We start from the raw sequence: 14,320 nt of genomic DNA, 5'->3' as shown, positions 1-14,320 counted from the left end.
GTTGATTTATAGATGGAGGTGCCTCATGTCATCAAGCGCCAAACAAGATTCTGGAAGAGCCTCCTTCGTCAAAGGAACGCTTCTTTTATCAGCGGGAAACTTGATTTCCCGGATGTTAGGGCTGTTGTATACATTCCCGTTCCAAGCGATGGTCGGGATTGCCGGAGTGACGTTGTATCAAGCTGCATATACGTATTACGCAATCATGATCTCCATATCGACGGCAGGGATTCCTGTTGCCGTCTCGAAATTTATCGCCAAATACAATGCGCTAGGAGAGTACGGAACGAGTCAACGATTGTTCCGACAAGGAATGAAGCTGATGCTTGCGACCGGTGTCGTCGCTTTTTTATTACTCTTTTTTGCGGCACCATGGCTATCCGAGCTGATGGTCCGAAATTCGGAGAACAATCAGCAATACATTGACTCGCTCACACTCGTGACGAGAAGCGTCAGTTTTGCGTTACTACTCATCCCAGCGATGAGTATGGTTCGTGGTTATTTCCAAGGACATCAAGACATGGCTCCGACGGCAATCTCACAAGTCGTCGAACAGATCGTGCGCATTCTATTCCTTCTCAGCGGGACGATGCTCGTCTTGTTCGTCTTTGCGGACTCTGACTTCATTCGACCAATCGCGAACGCTCTTGGGGGAACGCAATCCGTCGAGACGACTGAACTGAATGGATTGAAAGTCATTGCCGTCACGATTGCGACGTTCAGTGCTTTTGTTGGGGCAATCGGTAGTTTCGTCGTACTCATGATGTACTGGAAGCGTCGAAAAGACATCCATCGTCAGACAGATAATCCAGCGGGCACACCTGTCCGTTCGATGAAGTCGTTGTTACTCGAGTTGCTCAGCTACTCGATCCCAATCGTGATGGTCGGGGTATCGACCCCTCTCTATCAGCTGATTGATCAGTTGACGATGGTCAATACGTTACTCAGTTCGGGTGCGACCGTATCCGAAGCGACTTCGGCCTATGGATTCTTAACCGGAAACGCACATAAAATTGTATTGATCCCCGTGTCGATTGCGGCGAGTGTCTCGATGGCGACCATCCCGCTCGTGACCCGTTCCTTCACGACAGGAGATATGCTGAAGGTACGAAATCAAGTCAATCATATTTTCCAAGTCTCGTTCTTCGTGACAATTCCTGCTGTCATCGGTCTCGTGGCTCTCGCGGAGCCGCTGTTTGGGACGTTGTTTCCGGGAGACCGTGAAGGATGGGTGTATTTACTTCATTATGCACCGAGTGCTTTCTTCTTAGCCTATTACTCGGTTGCGGCTGCGATCCTCCAAGGGATTAACCGCCAGTACTTCACCATCTTTGCTACATCGATGGGTCTGTTGGCGAAACTCGCCCTGAACGTACCGTTCGTCTATTGGCTTGGTGGTATCGGTGCGGGTTATGCGACGATTGCTGGATACATTGTGGCGATTGTGCTCATGGTATGGATGATTCAGCGCTCTCTTCACTTCCCGTATAAGCAATTGCTTCGTCGGACCATCTTAATGTTCTTGATGGGGGCGGCGATGTTTGCGGCTGTTTACCTTTCCCTTCTCGTCACGTTGCAAGATGAAGCGAGTTGGGGAAATGATATCTTTGCGACAATCGTCGGTGTCATTGTCGGGATTCTCGTATACGGATATCTCGGCTGGCGCAGCCATCTTGCAGGGAAATTATTAGGGAAACGCTTTGAATATCGGAGGAACGGATAATGCGAATTGATAAATTACTATCGAACATGGGATATGGTTCACGAAAAGATGTAAAAATCCTATTAAAACAAGGGGCAGTACGAGTCGATGATGTCCCTGTAAAAGATGCGAAACAGCACGTTAACCCAGAATCAGAACGGGTCACCGTGTTCGGGGAAGTCGTTGAATATCGGCCCTACATCTATTTCATGATGAACAAGCCGGAAGGGGTCATTAGTGCGACGGAAGATCAAGTCAAGACGACGGTCATCGAGTTGATTGATCCGGAGTATGCCCATTACGACCTTTTCCCGGTCGGACGGCTCGATAAAGATACGACGGGCCTTCTCCTCATCACAAACGATGGTGCGTTCAATCATGCGCTCATGTCACCTCGTAAACATGTCGACAAGGTGTATATCGCCGAAGTCGATGGGGAGATGACCGTGGACGACATCAAGGCATTCGCGAACGGCGTCGAATTAGAGGATGGATATACGACGAAACCGGCCCGACTCGAGATTTTGAGTCGGAGCGGGCGTCGGTCGGTCATTCGTCTCACGTTGTCTGAGGGGAAATATCACCAAGTGAAACGAATGGTCGCGGCGGTAGGCAAACACGTCGAGCGATTAGAGCGTGTTCAAATCGGGGAGCTAGAACTCGATGAGACGCTTGAGCTCGGGGCATATCGTGAGTTGACGGAAGAAGAAGTTCAACTGTTTCTCCAATAATTAATGAGGTGAGAGAGAATCTGTCCGATGGGACGGATTCTCTTTTTTGCGTAAAAAGCTCTGATTTTCGATCATATCTTTTTGAAAATGTCATCAAAATCATCACGCCAAGAGTCAACCAACCAATCGTTATATTTATGATACAAAAGGACAAGTGGTTCAACTTCATTTGAACTTATGATACAACCTCGATCATCGTACATATAAAAAACGATGTTCTTTTCGGTGCTTATAAAGTATACAGTTTGTCCAATCGAAGGGTCTCTTCCTTGCTCGTAATTTCCTATACCTCTAAGGATTTTCTCGTAAGGGATTGACTTTATCTGCGAGGATACGAATTTCGCTTTATATTCATGTTTGATTTCTATAATTCCCCCTGTTTTTTCGTCTATATCTTCATTTAATTCGAATAACGTTTCTTCTTCAATCTGTTGCTTCATGAATAAACCATACAAATATTCGGGAGTGGTATTCCCGAACATGATGTCCTCTGTTTCGTTCCAATCCTTGATAAAGATATGGATGTAATCATCAGATTGAAACACTTCCTCGAACAATGTTGTCACTCTCGCAACTACTTGCTCTATTCTCTCATCTGTTCCGTTTTTATACGGTTCGCCGAGTTCGAATCTTAGATGGACTTCTCCAGATAAGTTTGGAAAACTGTCATCTATATACTTCATTATTTCTTCTTTCACATCATCACCTCATCTTGAACAATTGATACAATCTAAAACCACGAGACCTTCATTCATAAAAAAGAGACCTGAATGTCAGGTCTCTTGAATCTACATATACGTTTCAATTTGCCGTCTTGAGTGAACGTTTCGATGAAGTCCACGTGCCACGGCTAGGGCTCTCCACAAGATTATTGTACTCAAGTACGTTCAAATCACGTTGCACAGTGCGCGACGTGATGCCGAACTCTTCTACTAGTTCTGAAGTGGTAACTGTCTCCCTTTCATTGATGAACAAATAAATGGACTTGATGCGCGTTAACATCCGATCTGTTGAGCCTTTCATTGGATAACCTCCCAATGTGTAGAATAATGATAAACCATACCTACAGACGACAAAATGAAATATAAAATTGTTATTTTCTAAAATTACACCTTTAGTATACCGCTCCTGTACAAAAATGCAAGTAGAAAGCACGAACAATCTGTTTGTAAAGATTTGATTATGAACGTAAATATCGAATGAAGATTGTTTTTTTGTATTTAAAACGAGGTCAAACACGAACGAAAAAAACTTTTCTAAATGAATGTTCGTCTTTCATTCATTTGGATATACTAGTAAGGGAGAGAACATTCGCAAAAGGGGAGATGAACATGAATTGGAGACAAGAAGTCGACAATCGTAAAGATGCATTTTTAGAAGATTTAAAAGGATTACTACAAATCCCTAGCGTGCTCGATGAATCAAAAGCTGCACCGAACATGCCATTCGGACCAGAGGTTCGAAAAGCGCTCGATTACATGTTTGAGATTGGTGAGCGAGATGGCTTTAAAACGAAAGACGTCGGTGGATTTGCAGGACATTTGGAGTATGGGGATGGTGAGGACATCGTCGGGATCTTATGTCACCTTGACGTCGTTCCTGCAGGCGAAGGGTGGACGTATGGTGCGTTCAATCCGACGATTACCTCGGACGGAAAAATCGTCGCTCGTGGAAGCAATGATGATAAAGGACCATCGATGGCTGCTTACTATGGTTTACGGATCGTAAAAGAACTCGGGTTACCGCTCTCGAAACGTGTCCGCCTGATCGCAGGTTGCGACGAGGAGAGCGAATGGCGCTGTGTCCGCGAATATTTTAAACAAGAACAGATGCCGACATACGGCTTTGCACCAGACGCGGACTTCCCAATCATTAACGCGGAGAAAGGGCTATATGACGGTGTATTGACACAACTTCCGATTCAACGCGCACCAGAGTCGGCGTATCACCTTCTCTCATTCACGAGTGGAGAGCGTCCGAATATGGTGCCGGACTTCGCGAAAGCTGAATTGAAGACAGACGAGGTACTCGAAGAAAAATTCGAGGCTTATCTTGAAAAGTATGAAGCGGACGGGACGTGCGTTTATGACCGTGGCACATATACGTTCACGATGAAAGGGAAAGCGGCGCACGCAATGGAGCCGGACAACGGGATCAACGCCGCCTATGTCCTCGCTGGATTCCTGTTGCACCTGCCTCTCGATATTCAAGGGGAACGCTATATTGAACTTGTTCGTCACGTATTTGCAGATTCTCGTGGGATTTCGCTCGGGATTGAGGCAAGTGACGAGACAGGTGATTTGACGATCAATGGTGGTGTGTTCCGTTACAACGATGACGAGCGCACGGCAACGGTTAACATTCGTTACCCTTATACGGCGAAGTTTGAAGAGCGGTTACAAAACCTACGTGAAATCGCGTTGTCGTTCGGTTTTGAACTGAAGACGCGTCAACATATGCCACCGCATCACGTAGCTGAAGATCACCCGCTCGTGAAAACGCTCGCTAGTGTGTACGAACGTCAGACGGGGGAGCATGCGAACTTGATGGCAATCGGTGGGGGAACTTACGCCCGTTCACTCGAGGCGGGGGTCGCATTCGGTGCATTGTTCCCAGGCGCTAAAGATGTAGCGCATCAGGTCGATGAATATATGGAGATAGAAGATTTATTACGCGCAGCAGCGATTTATGCTGAAGCGATTTACGAGCTCGCTAAATAAGAACTATGGAGAGCTGACTGATGTAGTCGGCTCTCTGTCCTTTAGGAAGGAAGTTATCATTGAATTCGCAAAAAAGATTGTTTCAATCTGTGTACGTCGCCATTTTCTTCGCACAAGGGGCATTGATCCCTTACATGGCTTTATATTTTTCACAAGATCAATTCGGACTGAGTCCTAGTCAGGTCGGAAATATCGTGGCCATTCTTCCCATTCTTTCGATTGGTGTACAACCACTTTGGGGAATGTTGACCGATCGCACCGGGCGGGTGAAGGCGTGGCTCATGTTAGCGATGTTAAGCGCAGCCCTCATTTCGTTTACTTTTTTAGTGGCGACTTCTTACGTATGGATCGTGGTGCTCATGGTCATCTGGTCGGTGTTCCAATGTGCACACATTCCGCTCGTCGATATGATGACACTCGACTATACAGTCCGTTCCAAAGTAGACTACGGTGCAATTCGTCTATATGGGTCGGCAGGTTTTGCCATCGCGGTGTTTGCGATGGGGTGGATTTCCGATACGACGTGGGGCCTTGCTAGTACGTTCGTATTAAGTGCCGTCTTACTTATCCTCGGAAGTGTGTTTGTCCGAATGATTCCGGAAAAGAGCTCGATTCGTGACGTCACGTTAGCTCCGATTTCATGGACAGCTGTATGGAATAAGTCCTTCTTATTCTTTCTGCTCGGGGGTATGCTCGTCTTCGGACCAATTTATGCGAACAACTATTATTTTGGATTGTACGTGACAAGTAGCGGGGGATCGACGACGCTCGTCGGAACACTATTCCTCGTCGCGGTTTTGTTTGAAATTCCCTTCATGAAAGTGGCATCACAATTTGTAGAACGCTTCGGCAGTGTCCCGGTACTCGTCGGGGCGGCAGCCATCTCGGCCATGCGAAATGGAATCCTTGCATTGGAGCCGCCCATTTGGGTCGTTTGGCTTCTGGCGATTGCACAAGGTCTCGTCGTCGGACTTTTAATTCCGGTCGCGCTTCAGTTCGTCCGGAAACTTGTCGACCGTCAAGTCTCTTCAACGGCAATCGGTGTTTACATGGCGTTGACTTCGGGACTTGCGACAGCGGGATTCAACAAGTTGAGTGGTACAATCATCGAACTCGATGACATCATCGGCGTATTTTGGATGTATACGATCGTCACGGCAATCGGGGCAGTGATTTGGATTGGACTGTCACGTCGCGCACTGAAAGGATGAATCAGATGAGCACGCATTATTTTATTGCGATTCCAATCGAAGCGGCCGAACTCGCCGCTGTGCAACAAGCCATCTTACCGTATTACTCGTATCGGCGAATTTATCGACCGGACGAGTTTCATTTGACGATACAATTTTTAGGGGGGATCGATGGTGAAGAGCTGGATGAAGTGAAAGAAATCACTAGAAGAATCAGTCAAGAAACCCTTCCGTTCACGTTGACGTTTCATGCCATCGACCATTTCGGGAGAGCGGACCGTCCACGCGTGTTGACGATTGTACCTGATGCGTCAGATGCTCTTCAGCGATTTGCGACGGCGCTGCGTCAAGAGCTCGTCGCATTGATTCCGAATTTAGACCGAAAAACATTCGTCCCTCATGTCACTCTCGCAAAAAAATGGGACAAGGGGGAACGGATTGCTTACGTCCCACCCGAGTTCAACGTAACCGAGTCGGTGGAAGAAGTGATCCTGTATGAAGTGCAGCCGAATCATACTCCGTCCTATAGGGCGATTGAAGTATTTCCGTTAAGACGGCCAGAGGAGGACATATGGCAATCCCGGTTAAAATTTTTGACGTAATCTCAAAATATGAACGTGATGTATTAGATCAATACAATCGCTATTTAGAATATGTAGAATCCGATACGGCCCGATTGCAGCGTCTTCATGAAAACAATCGACTGAGTCCGGTCGAAGTGCTTGAGATCGATCGGCCGTGGTGGAAATTTTGGGCGAAGTCGGAACGGATTGAACTAGAACCGAAACCCCTCGCCGAATCACAGTATCAGAAATTACTTCGAGAGCGCCGACACATTCAAAAACTGCAATTTGCTTGTGAAGGGGTACTTGAGGCAGATTTACCACATTTGGCATTCACGAGAGATTTTGCATATCGCGTGATGCGTTCCGAATGGAATGAACGACACTTCTTCTTTTATCGTCCCGTCATTGAGTGGAACGGTGCGACCGTTGAATTAAGTCATGTCCTTGTCGGTCCGACGCATCTCTATATCATAGAGTGGCTCGAGGGAGACAGAAGCATCTATCACATATCGAAAGAGAAGACGTGGGTTCATCAACCGCTGAAAGGGGAAAATACTCGTGTAGTGAACCCGCTCATTGCGTTGACACGCACCGAAGAACTTGTTCGACAAATTGTACCGAACTATGCGGGTGTCCTTCAAAAGGTCGTCATTGCAGCAGATGGTTATTTTGATAACGTTCCGAGCGTTCGAACGACGCATTATGTGGGACGAAATGATTATAAAGAATGGATGAAACAAGTGAATGGGCGCGCACCGATTGTAAAAGCGCAGCAAGTCCGTGATGTCGCTACATTGTTAGAAGTGACAGCCAAGATGCCATTTCGTCAATTTATGGATCAGTGATTGAGAGGAAGGGACGCATATGCATCACACACCAGATCAAAAGACTGCCTCGCATGTAACGATTGAGAGCGCGTCTTTCGTATCATTTGAGACCATACAACTTGAGATTGTGCGCGAATATGAATCCGTTCCAGTACAAATCGAACAGAATGGACGCCAGATTGACTACATGATTGAACAACAACATGTGACCGAATCAGGGATGATTGAACAAATTCTGCGACTATATGAACCTATTTCTTTAGAGATGATGTATACGGTGTTTCATCCGGGACAAAAGACGACGGTCATCGTTCCACGAGAAATTGTACGCTCCGAAGAGTTCGAGCGTCGGTTCTCATATGATGGACCACTCGGTGTGTCATTTACACCACACGGGATGGAAGTGACCGTATGGTCGCCTGTCGCACTCTCGATGTGGATTACCGTCCATGACGACATGAACCACCGTGAACTCGAACGCTTCCATATGCATCGCGGTTCTCGTGGAGAGTGGAATGGAGAAGTGCCAAAAGCGTTCGAAGGGATGCTATATCGTTTAGAAGTAAAGACACCCGTCGATACGAGACAAGTCGTTGACCCTTATGCAAGAGCCGTTAGCTTGAACGGAGAGTTTGGGGTATTGATGGACGTGGAACGATTTGTGAATGAACAAGTCGAACAAGCTCCGCGTCCACCTCTTTGGAAAGCGACCGATGCCGTCATCTATGAACTGCACATCCGAGACTTCACAAGCCATCCCTCATCGTTGAGCCAACTGAAAGGTCTATACGGAGGGATAAGCGAAAAAGGAGTTCAGACGAAAGACGGTCACAGTGCAGGACTTGATTATATAAAAGAACTCGGCGTGACCCATGTCCAATTGTTACCCGTTCATGATTTCGGAAGTGTCGATGAAGCGACACGAATGCCGTATAACTGGGGTTACGACCCGATTCATTGGTTCAGCCTTGAAGGAAGTTACGCCTCTAGCCCGGATGTTCCGATGAGTCGGGTATTCGAGTACGCGTCACTTGTCGCGGATCTTCATCGGTCAGGTCTCCGTGTCGTCACAGACGTCGTGATGAATCACATCTATATTCGTGAGCATTCTCCGCTCGAGGCTCTCGTTCCTTATTATTATTTTCGTTATGAGCATGACGGAACGGTCGCAAACGGGACCGGTGTCGGGAATGATACGGCATCGGAACGTTATATGATGCGGCGAATGATTGTCGACTTCGTCTCATACTTTGCGACAACTTATCGAGTGGACGGATTCCGTTTCGACTTGATGGGGATTCATGACGTCGAGACGATGAATCAGGTGCGAGCCGCCCTTGATAAAGTTGACCCGTCCATCCTTGTGTATGGAGAAGGGTGGGACTTGGCGACACCTCTCGGACAGTCCTTGAAGGCGACTTCGCAAAATGCAGCCCGAATGCCTCGTATCGGACACTTTAACGATATGATTCGAGATGCTCTAAAAGGCTCGACCTTCAATGACCGAGAACGTGGATTCATTTCAGGAAATGAATGGCGAGAATGGGAGCTCCGTGAATGTCTGACCGGGGCCGTCCATATCCCGAACGTGACGGTCGGACGTTTCCCGAGTCCGACGTATTCAATCAACTATGCCGAAGCCCATGACAATTATACGATTTATGACAAATTACAGTTGTCGTGTGAAGGGGTTGATGAAGCGACTCGCCTCGCAATGCAGCGACTCGCCAATGCGGTCGTTATCACGTCTCAAGGGATCCCATTTATCCACGCGGGTCAAGAGTTCGGTCGAACGAAACATGGCGTGGAGAATAGCTATAATTCACCAGACCACATCAATCATTTCGATTGGGACTTACGCGATGCGCGAATCAGTGAGATCGAGTATGTGAAGACGCTATTGAAACTGCGACGACTGCATACATGCTTCCGTTACGATTCACGTCAGGAAGTCATCGACCATTTCACATTCCTGCCGTCGCCGCCGGGCGTCATCATTTATGAACTGACGGCGAGCCACTCGTATGACGCTTGGCAGCGGGTACGCGTATATATTAATGGAACGTTCGAAAAACTGTCATTCGAGAGCGATGCGAAATGGAACGTCTACGTTCAGGGTGAAACGGCAAGCCTCGTCCCAATCGAAAGAAACCCGTCACACATTCAAGTCGAGTCGTTGTCAATGACGATTCTCGCGTGTTAAGATGTTGATTGTATCTCTTTAATTCAAGTAAGATTTGAGCGTGATGAATATGTATTCAGATATAGTCGGTGCGCTCGGTAAAGAGTGGACAGTCGCTTCTGCCGGAGGTATTACGGGCGAAGCGTATGTAGCGACGACGCGCCAACAGAAGATTTTTGTGAAACGGAATTCTTCTCCATTCTTGGCGATTCTTTCAGCGGAAGGAATTGTTCCGAAACTTCTTTGGACAAAGCGGATGTTTAACGGGGACGTATTAAGTGCCCAACAATTCATTGAGAGCCGCGAACTTTCACCAGAAGATATGAAGCGACCAGATGTCGCGGCACAACTCGGAAAGATTCATGATTCGAAAGAGCTATTATTCATGTTACAACAATTAAATCACACACCGGTGACGCCGCACTTGTTGCTTCATCAGTGTGAGGCATACGAACAAGATGAGACAGATCCTACGATCGGAGAGGCGATTCAATGGTTAAAACACCATTTGCCTAAAGTCGACGAGCAAGAGTTCGTCGTATGCCACTCTGATTTAAATCACAACAATTGGATTGAAGATGAAAACGGTCTTCTCTATTTGACGGATTGGGACGATGCGATCATCGCGGACCGTGCCTTTGATTTGGCGATGGTAGTCTATAGCTATGTTGAAGAGACGGAATGGGAGCGTTGGTTCACGCATTATGGGGTCGAAATTTCGAGTGAGCTTCATAATCGAATGCATTGGTATGCGATTGCCCAAACGATTTTAACGATTTATGGGGAACGAAACGATGCAGCACGAACAGAAGGTTTTCATGTACTGCGCGAATTGATCGATGAGGCGTATGAACGAATCAATTAAAAGGGATGGCTGAGTGCCACCCCTTTTTGAATGTGTTTAGATGTCGTCTGGATTCATGAAGTAAGCCCAAACGAACGTTGCGATGACGCCTGCGAAAAACGTAAGTGGAGCCGCATAAAAAATTAAGAATTGATCTAATGTACTCATCGTATCTAACCTCCTTGTGAAGGATGATTCACGTTCATTAAACTATGATTTCGTGTATAATCGCAAGAGGACTGCTCGTACGGAACGTGCATATTCCCATTAAACTTGAACATTTGATGAACGAAAGGTAGGATTTTCATGCGTTTACGACATAAGCCTTGGGCAAAAGAATATATGGAAGCTCAAGAACACGTATTTATTCAACATCCTGAACAATTAAAAGGGAAGTGGGACGCCGAGTTCGGCAATGACCACCCACTCTTTATCGAGGTCGGTTCAGGGAAAGGACAATTCATTTTAGGGATGGCGAAACAGCACCCGGACGTGAATTTTATCGCAATCGAACTATTTGAAAGCGTAGCTGTCTCAATCGTTCAAAAGCTCGTCGAGACGCCGATGCCGAACGTGAGAGTACTGACGGTTGATGCGAAGCGACTCGTCGAATATTTTGAAGCTGGAGAAGTCGACCGCGTATACTTAAACTTCTCAGACCCGTGGCCGAAAACACGCCATGCGAAACGTCGCTTGACGTACAAGACATTTTTAGCGACATATGAAGCGATTCTTCCGAAAGCAGGGGAGATTCATTTCAAGACAGACAACCGCGGACTTTTTGAATATTCTCTTCAAAGCATGAGTCAATACGGGATGTTCTTCACAGAAATTTCACTTGATTTGCATGTAAATGAACCGGAAGATAATATTCGAACAGAGTATGAAGAGCGCTTCAGTGCGCTCGGTCAGCCGATTTATCGAATGGAAGCTGTATTCCGTCCGAAAAATTGACACGCTTTTTTCTTATTTTAATAGTATTTTCTTCACACTTTTTTCTTTCTTCTTGGTACAATAGGAATGACGCTAAACTGGAATAAGAGAAGGGGGAACATGGGGATGTTGAAAAAAGCATGGGCAAGCCTGCTTGCAGTAATCTTCATTCTAACAATCGCACCAATGAATACCTCAGCGAACGAAGCGTTCTTAGACGCACTCGAAGAGGATTTGAAAGCGACGCATTACGATTATAAAGAAGGAACAGCTGAAATCATCAAAGAAGAGACGCTTCGCCATTCAAATGGTAACGAAGTGATCGCGGCTGTCGTAGAACTCGATACGATTCGTGATGGGATCTTCATCACACGTAAAACCGAGTACCATTACTTTGATGCGACAGACAACAAAATCCTTTCATCAGCAGACCTCGTAGAAGTTGAAGGAGCAGCCGAATTCGCAGATGCGAACATCGATATGCTCGGTCAAAAAATTGTCTACTGGTTGCCGGTATTGGTATTGCTTCTATTGATTGCGATTCCAGCACTCATTTTGTTCTTGGTCGTACCACGTTTCTATTCAACAAGCTCATATATGAATGCCGTATATGAAAAGAATGACAACCCACGTTAAGACATAAAAACACCCCGTTCTCTTGAACGGGGTGTTTTCATTGTTGCTTCAACTGGTCGACGATGTCTGTGAGAGACATGTCGTTTCCTGAGGAAACCGAAGCGATGAATGCACTTTCGACAATCGGACCGTCGAAAAATGCGACCTCTTTACTTCCTTCGTACATGTCGATGGCAAGTTCGGCGTTCATCGTCGCCGAACCGATATCGCTGAGAAGAAGCGCTTCCCCTTCGACTTGGTCGAGTGCCTCCAAGATGCGCGTGACGTCTGTTCCAATCGAACCGTCTTCGAGACCGCCGGCTAGATGGATAGGGACGGATGGCGCCATCTCTTTCATGAGATCTTGAATCCCTTCCGCAATTTTTGCACTGTGCGAGACGATAATCAATTCAACGATGTCAATCGACCTCCTTCATAATCGCGGCTAACAGAATCGAACTGGAGAGGGCACCCGGGTCGACCGTCCCACGCGAATTTTCACCGAAGTAGGAAGCTCGACCTTTCGTCGCCACCATATCTTCCGTTTTTTGCACAAGTTCGTCCAACTGTTGTTTGTAGTCGTCCCCTTGTTTCACATGTTCGAGGAACGGGTCCCAAACGTCGACCATCGTTTTCTGACCGACTTCTGACTTTCCTCGCGCTTTAATCGAATTTGAACCTTCTTGGAGTGCTTCTTTGAGAAGGTCAAAGTCAGCTTCGGTCGCATCCCCGAACTTGGTCGCCATCTTGACGAAAGCAGAACCATATAATGGACCAGCCGCACCGCCTACTTTCGACATCAGAGTCATGCCTACTTTTTTACTGAGCGCACCGAGAGAGTCATACTCCTCATCTAAAATGGAAGAGACCGCGTCGAAACCACGGGACATGTTAATCCCGTGATCTCCATCCCCGATGGCACGGTCTAAATCTGTCAGTGTGTCTTTTTGGTCTTCAATCCCGACTTGTGTGTCGCGTAACGCTTGCTTCATCCGATCAATCGTCAACATAAAACAAACACCTCATTCATCAAAGTTTAAATCCAAGTGCTTCCGATGGAGCATCTAGATAAGTGGTCATCTCATCATCAAGCGGTAACAGGGTAATCGAGAATCCGTGCATCTCGAGTGACGTCATGTAGTTACCGACATATTTCCGTTTCAGCGTATATCCAGCAGCTTCGAGTTTTTGCGCGACGAAATGATACGTCACATATAGTTCGGACAATGGAGTCCCACCCATTCCATTTACCATGACGGCGACTTCGCCAGGCTCAACTTCTTTTTTCAAATGACTGAGAAGGTCATCGACGATTTGGTCGACATCGCTCGTTGGTTTACGTTCGACACCGCGCTCCCCGTGAATCCCAATCCCGATTTCCATCTCTTCCTCGTTCAAGTCAAAACCAGGCTTTCCACTCACTGGCATGTAGCAAGGCTCTACCGCCATCCCCATTGAGCGGACGTGTGATGCGACTTTTTCCGCAATCGATTTAACTTCCTCAAGTGATTTACCGCTTGCTGCAGCGGCACCTGCGATTTTATGAACGAAGACGGTACCGGCAACACCACGACGGTCTTCCTTGTTTGAAATCGCGACGTCATCAGCGACGACAACATGGTCGACTTTAATCCCGTCTCCTTCAGCCAATTCGGCGGCGAGTTCGAAGTTCATGACATCCCCCGAATAATTTTTGACGATCAACAAGACACCGTTGCCACCGTCAGCTGCTTTGATTCCTTCAAGCACCATGTCCGGAGTAGGGGATGTAAAGACTTCCCCGCAAACTGCCGCATCGAGCATGCCGTCTCCGACATAACCGGCGTGTGCCGGTTCGTGTCCGCTACCACCACCCGAGACGAGCCCGACCTTACCGGATTTTGCACCGTTCGCCCGACAGATGACATTGAATCCTTCGACACGACCGTACAGTTCAGGATGGGCATGGACCATTCCTTCTACCATTTGCGACACGAGTTCACTTGCCTCACCGATTAGCTTTTTCACGCG

The 14,320-nt window shown here is 47.1% G+C and carries 16 protein-coding genes; 10 read left to right on the top strand and 6 right to left on the bottom strand.

The window, feature by feature from the left end; all coding sequences use genetic code 11:
• Window positions 1-25: 25 nt before the first annotated feature.
• Both PQI28_RS06820 and PQI28_RS06815 read left to right on the top strand, forming a co-directional pair.
• Entirely contained in the window at window positions 26-1,723 is a 1,698-nt protein-coding gene (locus PQI28_RS06820; protein WP_214746358.1) for a putative polysaccharide biosynthesis protein, read from the top strand.
• Window positions 1,723-2,433, top strand: a complete 711-nt coding sequence (locus tag PQI28_RS06815; protein WP_339962811.1) for a pseudouridine synthase — start codon at window positions 1,723-1,725, stop codon at window positions 2,431-2,433. The genes PQI28_RS06820 and PQI28_RS06815 overlap by 1 nt, the downstream gene beginning before the upstream one ends.
• A 71-nt stretch (window positions 2,434-2,504) precedes the next feature.
• Here the strand turns inward: PQI28_RS06815 and PQI28_RS06810 are convergent, their stop codons facing one another.
• Complete coding sequence (locus PQI28_RS06810; protein WP_339962810.1) at window positions 2,505-3,131, bottom strand: DUF3885 domain-containing protein; 627 nt, start codon at window positions 3,129-3,131, stop codon at window positions 2,505-2,507.
• Window positions 3,132-3,234: 103 nt separating this feature from the next.
• The gene (locus PQI28_RS06805) at window positions 3,235-3,456 is read right to left on the bottom strand and encodes a DeoR family transcriptional regulator (RefSeq protein ID WP_074033475.1); all 222 of its coding nucleotides are present in this window, start codon (window positions 3,454-3,456) and stop codon (window positions 3,235-3,237) included.
• Window positions 3,457-3,764: 308 nt separating this feature from the next.
• Here PQI28_RS06805 and pepV point away from each other — a divergent pair, with 308 nt between their 5' ends.
• From pepV to PQI28_RS06775, 6 genes are read left to right on the top strand one after another with little or no spacing between them, the layout of a single operon-like run.
• Window positions 3,765-5,153, top strand: a complete 1,389-nt coding sequence (gene pepV / locus PQI28_RS06800) for a dipeptidase PepV (RefSeq protein WP_445236750.1) — start codon at window positions 3,765-3,767, stop codon at window positions 5,151-5,153.
• Window positions 5,154-5,212: 59 nt separating this feature from the next.
• On the top strand, window positions 5,213-6,364 hold the full coding sequence (locus PQI28_RS06795; protein WP_214782126.1) for an MFS transporter: 1,152 nt from the start codon (window positions 5,213-5,215) through the stop codon (window positions 6,362-6,364).
• A gap of 5 nt (window positions 6,365-6,369) precedes the next feature.
• Complete coding sequence (gene thpR / locus PQI28_RS06790; protein WP_337874805.1) at window positions 6,370-6,945, top strand: RNA 2',3'-cyclic phosphodiesterase; 576 nt, start codon at window positions 6,370-6,372, stop codon at window positions 6,943-6,945.
• Window positions 6,915-7,754, top strand: coding sequence for a hypothetical protein (locus PQI28_RS06785; protein WP_339962807.1), 840 nt, complete (start codon window positions 6,915-6,917; stop codon window positions 7,752-7,754). Before thpR ends, PQI28_RS06785 begins: the two co-directional genes overlap by 31 nt.
• A gap of 19 nt (window positions 7,755-7,773) precedes the next feature.
• Window positions 7,774-9,939 carry a type I pullulanase gene (gene pulA, locus PQI28_RS06780; protein ID WP_339962806.1) on the top strand — a complete coding sequence of 722 codons (2,166 nt, stop codon included), beginning with the start codon at window positions 7,774-7,776 and terminating at the stop codon, window positions 9,937-9,939.
• A 49-nt stretch (window positions 9,940-9,988) separates the two neighbouring features.
• Window positions 9,989-10,783 carry a phosphotransferase family protein gene (locus tag PQI28_RS06775; protein ID WP_214693342.1) on the top strand — a complete coding sequence of 265 codons (795 nt, stop codon included), beginning with the start codon at window positions 9,989-9,991 and terminating at the stop codon, window positions 10,781-10,783.
• Between the two features lie 36 nt (window positions 10,784-10,819).
• On the opposite strand, the gene PQI28_RS15615 is transcribed toward PQI28_RS06775, so the two are convergent.
• On the bottom strand, window positions 10,820-10,930 hold the full coding sequence (locus PQI28_RS15615; protein ID WP_012726769.1) for a hypothetical protein: 111 nt from the start codon (window positions 10,928-10,930) through the stop codon (window positions 10,820-10,822).
• 138 nt (window positions 10,931-11,068) lie between these two features.
• Here PQI28_RS15615 and trmB point away from each other — a divergent pair, with 138 nt between their 5' ends.
• Window positions 11,069-11,716 carry a tRNA (guanosine(46)-N7)-methyltransferase TrmB gene (trmB, locus tag PQI28_RS06770; protein WP_074033469.1) on the top strand — a complete coding sequence of 216 codons (648 nt, stop codon included), beginning with the start codon at window positions 11,069-11,071 and terminating at the stop codon, window positions 11,714-11,716.
• A gap of 105 nt (window positions 11,717-11,821) precedes the next feature.
• On the top strand, window positions 11,822-12,331 hold the full coding sequence (locus PQI28_RS06765; protein ID WP_251125541.1) for a hypothetical protein: 510 nt from the start codon (window positions 11,822-11,824) through the stop codon (window positions 12,329-12,331).
• A gap of 37 nt (window positions 12,332-12,368) precedes the next feature.
• Here the strand turns inward: PQI28_RS06765 and dhaM are convergent, their stop codons facing one another.
• Genes dhaM through dhaK form a run of 3 tightly spaced genes read right to left on the bottom strand, consistent with a single transcriptional unit; the run spans window position 12,369 to window position 14,317 of the window.
• A complete protein-coding gene (gene dhaM, locus PQI28_RS06760) occupies window positions 12,369-12,719 on the bottom strand; it encodes a dihydroxyacetone kinase phosphoryl donor subunit DhaM (protein ID WP_445236749.1) in 351 nt (116 codons plus the stop codon).
• Window positions 12,720-12,729: 10 nt separating this feature from the next.
• Window positions 12,730-13,320 (bottom strand): dihydroxyacetone kinase subunit DhaL, encoded by a 591-nt coding sequence (dhaL, locus tag PQI28_RS06755; RefSeq protein ID WP_214746384.1) that lies wholly within the window; start codon window positions 13,318-13,320, stop codon window positions 12,730-12,732.
• Window positions 13,321-13,339: 19 nt separating this feature from the next.
• Complete coding sequence (dhaK, locus tag PQI28_RS06750) at window positions 13,340-14,317, bottom strand: dihydroxyacetone kinase subunit DhaK (protein ID WP_214693331.1); 978 nt, start codon at window positions 14,315-14,317, stop codon at window positions 13,340-13,342.
• Window positions 14,318-14,320 lie beyond the last annotated feature (3 nt).

Origin of the sequence: Exiguobacterium sp. USCH10, assembly GCF_037619445.1 — a bacterium.
In the GTDB taxonomy this organism is placed as follows: Bacteria; Bacillota; Bacilli; order Exiguobacteriales; family Exiguobacteriaceae; genus Exiguobacterium; species Exiguobacterium aestuarii_A.
Note: the sequence above shows the minus strand (reverse complement) of the source record. Positions and strands in the feature narration are given on the sequence as shown.

What these genes read in the sequence shown, in the direction of transcription:
- PQI28_RS06820 (WP_214746358.1), top strand. Translation starts at nt 26, where the DNA reads ATGTCATCAAGCGCCAAACAAGATTCTGGAAGAGCCTCCTTCGTCAAA.
- dhaL (WP_214746384.1), bottom strand. Translation starts at nt 13,320, where the DNA reads ATGTTGACGATTGATCGGATGAAGCAAGCGTTACGCGACACACAAGTC.
- trmB (WP_074033469.1), top strand. Translation starts at nt 11,069, where the DNA reads ATGCGTTTACGACATAAGCCTTGGGCAAAAGAATATATGGAAGCTCAA.
- PQI28_RS06765 (WP_251125541.1), top strand. Translation starts at nt 11,822, where the DNA reads ATGTTGAAAAAAGCATGGGCAAGCCTGCTTGCAGTAATCTTCATTCTA.
- PQI28_RS06805 (WP_074033475.1), bottom strand. Translation starts at nt 3,456, where the DNA reads ATGAAAGGCTCAACAGATCGGATGTTAACGCGCATCAAGTCCATTTAT.
- pepV (WP_445236750.1), top strand. Translation starts at nt 3,765, where the DNA reads ATGAATTGGAGACAAGAAGTCGACAATCGTAAAGATGCATTTTTAGAA.
- PQI28_RS15615 (WP_012726769.1), bottom strand. Translation starts at nt 10,930, where the DNA reads ATGAGTACATTAGATCAATTCTTAATTTTTTATGCGGCTCCACTTACG.
- PQI28_RS06815 (WP_339962811.1), top strand. Translation starts at nt 1,723, where the DNA reads ATGCGAATTGATAAATTACTATCGAACATGGGATATGGTTCACGAAAA.
- PQI28_RS06775 (WP_214693342.1), top strand. Translation starts at nt 9,989, where the DNA reads ATGTATTCAGATATAGTCGGTGCGCTCGGTAAAGAGTGGACAGTCGCT.
- PQI28_RS06785 (WP_339962807.1), top strand. Translation starts at nt 6,915, where the DNA reads ATGGCAATCCCGGTTAAAATTTTTGACGTAATCTCAAAATATGAACGT.
- thpR (WP_337874805.1), top strand. Translation starts at nt 6,370, where the DNA reads ATGAGCACGCATTATTTTATTGCGATTCCAATCGAAGCGGCCGAACTC.
- pulA (WP_339962806.1), top strand. Translation starts at nt 7,774, where the DNA reads ATGCATCACACACCAGATCAAAAGACTGCCTCGCATGTAACGATTGAG.